Genomic DNA, 7,791 nt, shown 5'->3' with positions numbered 1-7,791 from the left:
CGCAAATGCCTTGGATGGAGGACCCCGGCCGAGGTCTTTCGAGAAAAGATGATGGAGGAAATCGGCCGACGCCCCTACTCTCGCAGGTCATGGGAGTCGCGCTTCGGGTAGCGCACACATGATCCAGCGGAATCTGCTCAGGTTAGGCCGCTAATCTGAATGCCTCGGCAGGCGCTGCCCGCCATCTCTGGAGAAGGGGAACCTGCGGTCGTCGGCTTCTTTGCGCAACTTCGCCCCAAGCCGATCGAACGCAGAGGTCAAGCAGAAGCCGAACATCGCTTCGATGCCGCCTTCAAAACATGAGTTGTTGACACATCAACTCAAACCGGGCAGGCTGCCTCTAGTTGATGAATCAACTCCGGCGCTGAGGAGAGCGCCGGTCAGGAGGACTTTTACCCATTCGCGAAGGTGACGCCGACACGTGCTGTCGGCGCGCGCTGACGCTCGGCCAGAGCCGCGACACGCGGCACCAGCATCCGCCTCGGAGGAGAGGCGACACGCGCCCGCAGACGGCGCTCCAACGGGAGGAAACCATGACTATCCGACACATCCTGACCGCCGTCTCGGCGGTCTGCGGCCTCGGCTTGGCTGCCGCAGCCGCCGACGAGATCAAGGTGGGCGTCATCGCGCCGTTCTCCGGCCCCTTCGCCCAGTACGGCATCCAGTACCAGCAGGCGGTCGAGGCCTACCAGTCGCAGCACGGCACCAGCGCCGGCGAGCACGAGATCAGCTTCATCTACAAAGATGTCGGCGGCGTGAACCCCGATCAGTCGCGGGCGCTGGCGCAGGAGTTGCTGATCCGCGACCGGGTCGATTACCTCGCGGGCTTCACCTTCACCCCGAACGCGCTGGCGGTCGGCCCGGTGATCACCCAGTCGGAGACGCCCACGGTGATCTTCAATGCCGCCACCTCGGCGATCAACAAGGAGAGCCCGTTCTACCTGCGCACCAGCTACACGCTGCCGCAGGTCTCCGCCCCGGCGGCGGAATGGGCCTATGATCAGGGCATCCGCACCGTCGTCACCACGGTGACCGACTACGGCCCCGGCATCGATGCAGAAACCGCCTTCAAGGCGGCCTTCGAGGCGAAGGGCGGCGAGGTCATCGAGAGCGTGCGGATGCCGCTGTCGACCACCGATTTCACGCCTATCCTGCAGCGCGTGAAGGATGAGGCGCCGGATGCGGTCTTCACCTTCCTGCCCGGCGGGCCGCCGACCTTCTCCTACACCAAGACCTACAACGAGAACGGGCTCCGCGAGGCCGGGATCACCTTCCTCGGCACCGCCGAGACCGAGGAGATCAACCTGCAGGGTCTGGGCGAGATGGCAGAGGGGCTTCAGACCGTCTACCACTACTCCCCCGCCCATGTCAGCGAGGCCAACCGCGCCTTCCTGACCGCACTGAGCGAGCTGCATCCCGATGCGATCGCCAACTGGGCCTCGGTCGGCGCCTATGACGGCGTGCACCTGATCTACGAGATGGTCGATGCGGCCGGCTCCGACGGGCCGGCGGCGGTCGAGGCGGTGCTTGGTCTCAAGTGGGAGAGCCCGCGCGGTCCGCTCGAGATGGACCCCGAGACCCGCACGGTGAAGCAGAACGTCTATATCCGCGAAGTCGCGCGCAACGCCGAGACCGGCCTGCTGGAGAATGTCGAGCAGGGCGTGATCGCCACCGTCGGCGATCTCGGCTGGACCAAGTGACCGGCAGGACGGGCCGGCAGGCGCTGGCCCGTCCCACCTGAACACGGGACACATCATGAGCCTTCTTCTCAATATCGCGGTCGATGGCATCGCCTATGGCATGATCCTTTTCATGATCGCCGTCGGCCTGTCGGTGACCATGGGGCTGATGCGGGTGGTCAACCTTGCCCATGGCGGCTTCGCCCTGATCGGCGGCGCGCTGGCGCATTGGCTGGGCCGCGAGCTGGGCCTGCCCTTCCTCGCCGCCGCGGCACTGGCCATCGCCGGCACCGTCGCGCTGGCCATGCCGCTCGAGCGGCTGGTCTACCGCCGGATCTACGGCTTCGGCGAGCTGCAGCAGGTGCTGGCCACCATCGGCCTGACCTTCCTGATGATCGCAACCGTCAACCTCTGGCTCGGCTCCTCGCTGCTGGCGATCCCGCTGCCCGAGGCGCTGCAACGCTCAATCGACCTCGGCTTCCGCCAGCTCACGGCGCACCGGCTCACAGTGATCGTGGTGGGGCTCGCGGTGATACTCGGCCTCTGGGCGCTGCTCGACCGCACCCGCTTCGGCATCCGCCTGCGCGCCGCGGTCGACAACCGCGACACCGCCTCGGCGCTCGGCATCGACACGGGCCGGATCTACATGCTGACCTTTGCGCTTGGCGCGGGGCTCGCGGCGCTTGGCGGCATCCTCGGGGCGGAGCTGCTGCCTATCGATGCCTATTACCCACTGCGCTACATGGTGCTGTTCCTGATCGTCGTCGCCATTGGCGGGCTGGGCTCGATCCTCGGCTCCTTCGCGGCGGCGCTGGCCATCGGCCTCGTGGAGACCGCGAGCCGCTACCTGCTGCCCGACCTCGCCACCATCGTCACCTTCGCGCTGGTGATCCTGTTCCTGGCGCTGCGCCCGCAGGGCCTCATGGGGAGGGCATCGTGATGACCCGTCCGTTCGTTTCCGCGCTCGTCATCCTGATCGCAGCGGTCGCGGCCTTCTTCCTCTTTCCCTACAACCTCGCCTTCCTGACCCGCATCCTGATCATGATCGTGCTGGTGCTCTCGCTCGACCTGGTGCTGGGCTTCGCCGGCATCGCGACGCTGGGGCAGGCGGCGATGTATGGCGCCGGTGCCTATGCCGCCGGGCTCTTTGCCATCCATGTCTGGGCCGACCCGGTCGCGGGGCTGCTGATCGGAGCGCTCGCCGGGGCGGCGCTGGCGGCACTGTCGGGCGCGGTCTTGATGCGCACGCAGGGGCTGACGCTGATCATGCTCACCATCGCCGTGGCGCAGATCTGCGCCGAGATCGCCAACCGGGCGCGACCGGTCACCGGCGGCGCCGACGGGCTGCGCGGCATCCGCCCCGGCAAGGTGCTCGGGATCTGGGAGTTCGATTTCATCGGCATCACCGGCTACTGGTACGCGCTCGCCATCGCAGGGCTGGTCTTCGCCGCGCTCTTCGTCATCGGGCGCTCGCCCTTCGGGCTGTCGCTGCGCGGCATCCACGAAAGCCCCGCGCGCATGGAGGCGATCGGCGTCTCGGTCTATCGCCGCAGGCTCGCCGCCTACACGCTCGGCGGCGGCATCGCCGGCATCGCCGGTGCGCTCAGCGCCCAGATCACCCAGCTTGTCAGCCTCGAGGCGTTTTCCTTCACGCTTTCGGCGGAGGCGCTGATCATGCTGATCCTCGGCGGCACCGGGCGGCTCTACGGGGCGGTGTTGGGCACGGTGATCTTCATGGCGGTGCATCACACCGCCGCCGCCAACGATCCGTTCAACTGGCTCTTCGTCATCGGCGCGCTGGTGCTGGCGGTGGTGTTCTTCCTGCCCTCGGGCATCGCGGCGCTGCCCACCAGCCTCAAACGTCTCGCCAAGGGAGGTCGTCATGCAGGGTCTTGAGGTTCGCGGGCTCAGCAAGCATTTCGGCGGGCTCGTGGTATCGGAGAACATCGACTTCGACCTGAAGCCCGGGGCGCGCAAGGCGCTGATCGGCCCCAACGGGGCGGGTAAGAGCACCTTCGCCAATCTCGTCACCGGCATCCTTACCCCCTCGGGCGGCACCATCCGCTTCGACGGCGAGGACATCGCCGGGCTCGACGAGGCGCAGCGGGTCAAGCGCGGCATCGCCAAGACCTTCCAGATCACCACGCTGTTCCCGCGCCTCACGGTGCGCGAGAACCTGCGGCTGCCGGTGCTGGAACGCGAGGGGCTGGGGCGGCGCATGTTCGCCCGTGCCGACAGCAACCGCGCCATCGAGGACGAGATCGCGGCGCTGATCGACCAGTTCGACCTCGGCCCGCTGGCCGACCGCCCGGTGCTCGATCTGGCCTATGGCCAGCAGCGTCTGGTCGAGATGGCGCTGAGCCTGGCGCTCAAGCCGCGGGTGCTGATCCTCGACGAGCCCGCCGCCGGCGTGCCCTCGAGCGAGACCCATCTGATCATCGAGGCGATCGAGCGGCTGCCGCGCGAGCTGGCGGTGCTGGTGATCGAGCATGACATGGATCTCGTCTTCCGCGTCGCGACCTCGATCGTGGTGCTGGTGCAGGGGCGCATCCTCACCGAGGGCACGCCGCAGGAGATCGCCACCAACGCGCGGGTGCGCGAGCTTTACCTGGGAGGGGCGCATGGCTGACGCGCAGGCTGACACCACGCTGGAACTGAAAGACGTCACCGCCGGCTACGGCCCGACGCATGTCCTGCGCGGCATCGATCTCAAGGTCGTGCCGGGTGAGCGGCTGGCGGTGATCGGGCGCAACGGGGCGGGCAAGACGACGCTGCTCAACACCATCATGGGCCTGACCCGGATGCATGGCGGCAGCGTGCGATATAGAGGCCGCGCCATCGACCGGCTCGCCCCCTACAAGCGCAACGCGCTGGGGCTCGGGCTGGTGCCGCAGACCCGCGACATCTTCCCTTCGCTCACGGTCGAGGAAAACCTGCTGTCCTGCATGCGCGGCGACGCCACGCTTGAAGAGGCCTACGCCCTCTTCCCGCGCCTCAAGGAGCGCCGCCGCAACGGTGGCACCCAGCTCTCGGGCGGCGAGCAGCAGATGCTCTCCATCGCCCGCACCCTGATGACCCGGCCCGACGTGATCCTGCTCGACGAGCCGCTCGAGGGGCTCGCCCCGGTGATCTGCGAGCAGCTCATGGAGGTGTTCGAACAGCTCGCCAGCGACGGCCAACGCGCCGTGGTGCTGGTCGAGCAGCACGCGGAGGCCGCGCTGGCCTTCGCCAACCGCGCCATGCTGATGGCCAACGGCGCCATCGTTCACGAAGGGCCCGCCGAGGCGCTGCGACAGGATGCAGAGCTTCTGCATCGCCATGTCGGCGTCGCGCTGGCGGACTGAGCCGAGAAAGGACCTGCCATGACACTCATCGAAGGCCACAAGCCCATCACCCCCGCAGGCGGCGTCGCGGTCTGGGATGTCGATCCCTACGACACCGAGATCCTGCGCGACCCGCTCGAGTATTACGCCAACCTGCGCGCCCAGGGCGAGCTGACCTATATCCCGCGCTACAGCGTACTCGCCGTGGGGCGCTACGAGATCACCCGCAAGGTATTCTCCGATCACGAGAACTTCGTTTCTTCCCGCGGCGTGGGCCTGAACGATTTCAAGCTCGAAGACCCGTGGCGCCCGCCCTCGATCATCCTCGAGGTCGACCAGCCTGATCACACCCGCACCCGCAAGGTGATGTCGCGGGCGCTCTCGCCCAAGGTGGTGAAAGGCTTCGCCGAGCTGTTCCAAGACACCGCCGACCGCCTCGTCGACGACCTGCTCGAGAAAGGCACGATCGAGGCGGTCACCGATCTTGCCGAGGCCTTCCCGACCACGGTCTTCCCCAAGGCGGTCGGCATGAAGGACGTGAACGCGCGCCATCTCGTCGATTACGGAGCGATGGTGTTCAACGCCGTCGGCCCCGACAACGCGCTGCGCCGCGAGGCGATGCGCCACGCCGGCGAGATCGTGCCCTGGATCAACGCGGCCTGCGCCCGCGACCGGCTGAGCGCGGACGGGCTCGGCGCGATGGTCTACGCCTCCGCCGACGATGGCACGCTGACCGAGGCCGAGGCGGGCATGCTGGTGCGTTCCTTCCTGTCGGCGGGTGTCGACACCACGGTGACCGGCATCGGCAACGCGCTCTGGTGCCTGTCGCAGAACCCCGACCAGTGGGACGCATTGAAAGCCGATCCGAAGTTCATCCGGCCGGCCTTCGAGGAGGTGCTGCGCTACACCTCCCCGGTACACACCTTCGGCCGCACCGCCGGCCGCGACACCGAGATCGCGGGGTTCCCGGTCGAGGAGGGCAGCAAGGTGATCTGCGTGCTGGGCGCGGCCAATATGGACCCCGAGAAATGGGGCGACCCGGAGGTCTTCCGCGTCGACCGCAAGCCGGTGGGCCACGTGGCCTTCGGCGCCGGCATCCACGGCTGCGTCGGACAGAACATCGCCCGTGGCGAGCTCGAGGCGGTGCTCGGCGCGCTCATTCGCAAGGTCGACCGGATCGAGCCGGCGGCAGAGGCCGTCTGGCGCCCGAACAACGCAATCCGGGCGCTCGACCGGCTGCCCATCACGCTCATTCCGAACTGAGGAGACACCCCATGGTCAAGGTAACCTACGTCGCCCATGACGGCACCCGCACCGAGCTCGAGGGCGATCCCGGCGACAGCGTCATGAGCCTCGCCATCGCCAACGGGCTCGACGGCATCGTCGGCGAGTGCGGCGGCTCGATGATGTGCGCCACCTGCCATTGCTATGTCGATGAAGACTGGCAGGCGGCCACGGGCGCGCGCATGGATGGCGAGGAAGACATGCTCGAAAGCGCGGTCTGCGAGGTCACCGAGCGCTCGCGGCTGTCGTGCCAGATCACACTGAGCGAGGCGCTCGACGGTCTGGTCGTGCACCTGCCGGAGGAGCAGGTGTGAGCGGGGGGCGCGTCATCATCATCGGCGCGGGACAGGGCGGGCTGCAGGCCGCCATGTCGCTGCGGCAGGAGGGGCATTCCGGCCCGATCACGCTGATCGGCGGCGAGCCGGGGCTGCCCTACCAGCGCCCGCCCCTCTCCAAGGCCTTCCTCAAGACCGGCGAGGCCGACAAGCTGGCGCTGCGGCCGGAGAGCTTCTTTGCCACCAAGGACATCACCCTGCGGACAGGGGAGTGGGTCGACGCCATCGACCGAGAGGCGGGGGTCGTCCGCATCGGCGCCGAGACGCTGCCCTTCGACCACCTGATCCTCGCCACCGGCACGCGCAACCTGCGCCCGGCCCTCCCGGGCGTCGACCGCGCGCTCGATCTTCGCACGCTGGGCGATGCCGCCGCGCTGCGCGCCGCGCTTGATCGTCCGCGCAAGGTTGCGGTGATCGGCGGTGGCTTCATCGGGCTCGAGTTCGCCGCCGTGGCGGCGGGGCTGGGCCACGAGGTCAGCGTCGCCGAGGCCGCGCCGCGGCTGATGGCGCGCGCGGTCTCGCCGGAGATGTCGCGCCGCTTCCGCGACCTGCACGAGGCGCTCGGCACCGCGCTGCATCTCGGCAATGGCGTGACCGAGGTCACCGAGACCGGGCTGACCCTCGCCGACGGCACCGAGGTCGCTGGTGATCTCGTATTGCTCGCCGCCGGAGTGCGCCCCAACACCGAGCTGGCCGAGGCCGCCGGGCTCGAGATCGCCAACGGCATCGCGGTGGATGCCGAGCTGCGCACGCGCGATCCGCGCATCTTCGCGCTTGGCGATTGCGCCGCCTTCCCCGAGGCCGGCAGCGGACGCCGCATCCGGCTCGAGAGCGTGCAGGCCGCCACCGATCACGCCCGCGCCATCGCCAAGACCATCGTGACCGGCACGGCCTCGCCCTACGCCGCGGTGCCGTGGTTCTGGTCGGACCAGTCAGATCTGAAGCTGCAGATCGCGGGGCTTGCCGATCCCACGGATGACAGCGTCACGCTCGAGGATGGCGCGGTGCTGCGCTTCCGCGACGGGCGCCTGACTGCCGTCGAAACCATCAACAACGCCAAGATCCACATGAAGGCACGGCGTTTGCTGGCCGCCGACCCGGTGCCGACCCGTGACAGCCTGCTGCAAAGGAATTATGACCTGACAGCCGCATGACCGAACCTGGAGCCGC

8 protein-coding genes are annotated in these 7,791 nt (G+C 68.3%); all 8 read left to right on the top strand.

Annotated elements, in window-relative coordinates:
- The first annotated feature begins 533 nt into the window (after positions 1 to 533).
- From KUV62_RS19925 to KUV62_RS19890, 8 genes are read left to right on the top strand one after another with little or no spacing between them, the layout of a single operon-like run.
- Entirely contained in the window at positions 534 to 1,700 is a 1,167-nt protein-coding gene (locus KUV62_RS19925; protein ID WP_222605492.1) for an ABC transporter substrate-binding protein, read from the top strand.
- Positions 1,701 to 1,755: 55 nt separating this feature from the next.
- Positions 1,756 to 2,619 carry a branched-chain amino acid ABC transporter permease gene (locus KUV62_RS19920; RefSeq protein ID WP_222605491.1) on the top strand — a complete coding sequence of 288 codons (864 nt, stop codon included), beginning with the start codon at positions 1,756 to 1,758 and terminating at the stop codon, positions 2,617 to 2,619.
- Positions 2,619 to 3,575, top strand: coding sequence for a branched-chain amino acid ABC transporter permease (locus tag KUV62_RS19915; protein WP_222605490.1), 957 nt, complete (start codon positions 2,619 to 2,621; stop codon positions 3,573 to 3,575). The genes KUV62_RS19920 and KUV62_RS19915 overlap by 1 nt, the downstream gene beginning before the upstream one ends.
- Positions 3,562 to 4,308: an ABC transporter ATP-binding protein gene (locus KUV62_RS19910; protein WP_222605489.1), complete on the top strand. Its 747-nt coding sequence runs from the start codon at positions 3,562 to 3,564 to the stop codon at positions 4,306 to 4,308. Before KUV62_RS19915 ends, KUV62_RS19910 begins: the two co-directional genes overlap by 14 nt.
- On the top strand, positions 4,301 to 5,023 hold the full coding sequence (locus KUV62_RS19905) for an ABC transporter ATP-binding protein (protein ID WP_222605488.1): 723 nt from the start codon (positions 4,301 to 4,303) through the stop codon (positions 5,021 to 5,023). The genes KUV62_RS19910 and KUV62_RS19905 overlap by 8 nt, the downstream gene beginning before the upstream one ends.
- 18 nt (positions 5,024 to 5,041) lie before the next feature.
- Positions 5,042 to 6,265 carry a cytochrome P450 gene (locus tag KUV62_RS19900; RefSeq protein ID WP_222605487.1) on the top strand — a complete coding sequence of 408 codons (1,224 nt, stop codon included), beginning with the start codon at positions 5,042 to 5,044 and terminating at the stop codon, positions 6,263 to 6,265.
- 11 nt (positions 6,266 to 6,276) lie between these two features.
- Positions 6,277 to 6,600, top strand: coding sequence for a 2Fe-2S iron-sulfur cluster-binding protein (locus KUV62_RS19895; RefSeq protein ID WP_222605486.1), 324 nt, complete (start codon positions 6,277 to 6,279; stop codon positions 6,598 to 6,600).
- Complete coding sequence (locus KUV62_RS19890; RefSeq protein WP_222605485.1) at positions 6,597 to 7,775, top strand: NAD(P)/FAD-dependent oxidoreductase; 1,179 nt, start codon at positions 6,597 to 6,599, stop codon at positions 7,773 to 7,775. The genes KUV62_RS19895 and KUV62_RS19890 overlap by 4 nt, the downstream gene beginning before the upstream one ends.
- Positions 7,776 to 7,791 lie beyond the last annotated feature (16 nt).

Origin of the sequence: Salipiger bermudensis (genome assembly GCF_019801965.1) — a bacterium.
GTDB classification, from domain to species: Bacteria; Pseudomonadota; Alphaproteobacteria; order Rhodobacterales; family Rhodobacteraceae; genus Salipiger; species Salipiger bermudensis_A.
Note: the sequence above shows the minus strand (reverse complement) of the source record. Positions and strands in the feature narration are given on the sequence as shown.

Coding starts and splice junctions, on each gene's coding strand:
- KUV62_RS19925 (WP_222605492.1), top strand. CDS start 534: ATGACTATCCGACACATCCTGACCGCCGTCTCGGCGGTCTGCGGCCTC.
- KUV62_RS19920 (WP_222605491.1), top strand. CDS start 1,756: ATGAGCCTTCTTCTCAATATCGCGGTCGATGGCATCGCCTATGGCATG.
- KUV62_RS19915 (WP_222605490.1), top strand. CDS start 2,619: ATGACCCGTCCGTTCGTTTCCGCGCTCGTCATCCTGATCGCAGCGGTC.
- KUV62_RS19910 (WP_222605489.1), top strand. CDS start 3,562: ATGCAGGGTCTTGAGGTTCGCGGGCTCAGCAAGCATTTCGGCGGGCTC.
- KUV62_RS19905 (WP_222605488.1), top strand. CDS start 4,301: ATGGCTGACGCGCAGGCTGACACCACGCTGGAACTGAAAGACGTCACC.
- KUV62_RS19900 (WP_222605487.1), top strand. CDS start 5,042: ATGACACTCATCGAAGGCCACAAGCCCATCACCCCCGCAGGCGGCGTC.
- KUV62_RS19895 (WP_222605486.1), top strand. CDS start 6,277: ATGGTCAAGGTAACCTACGTCGCCCATGACGGCACCCGCACCGAGCTC.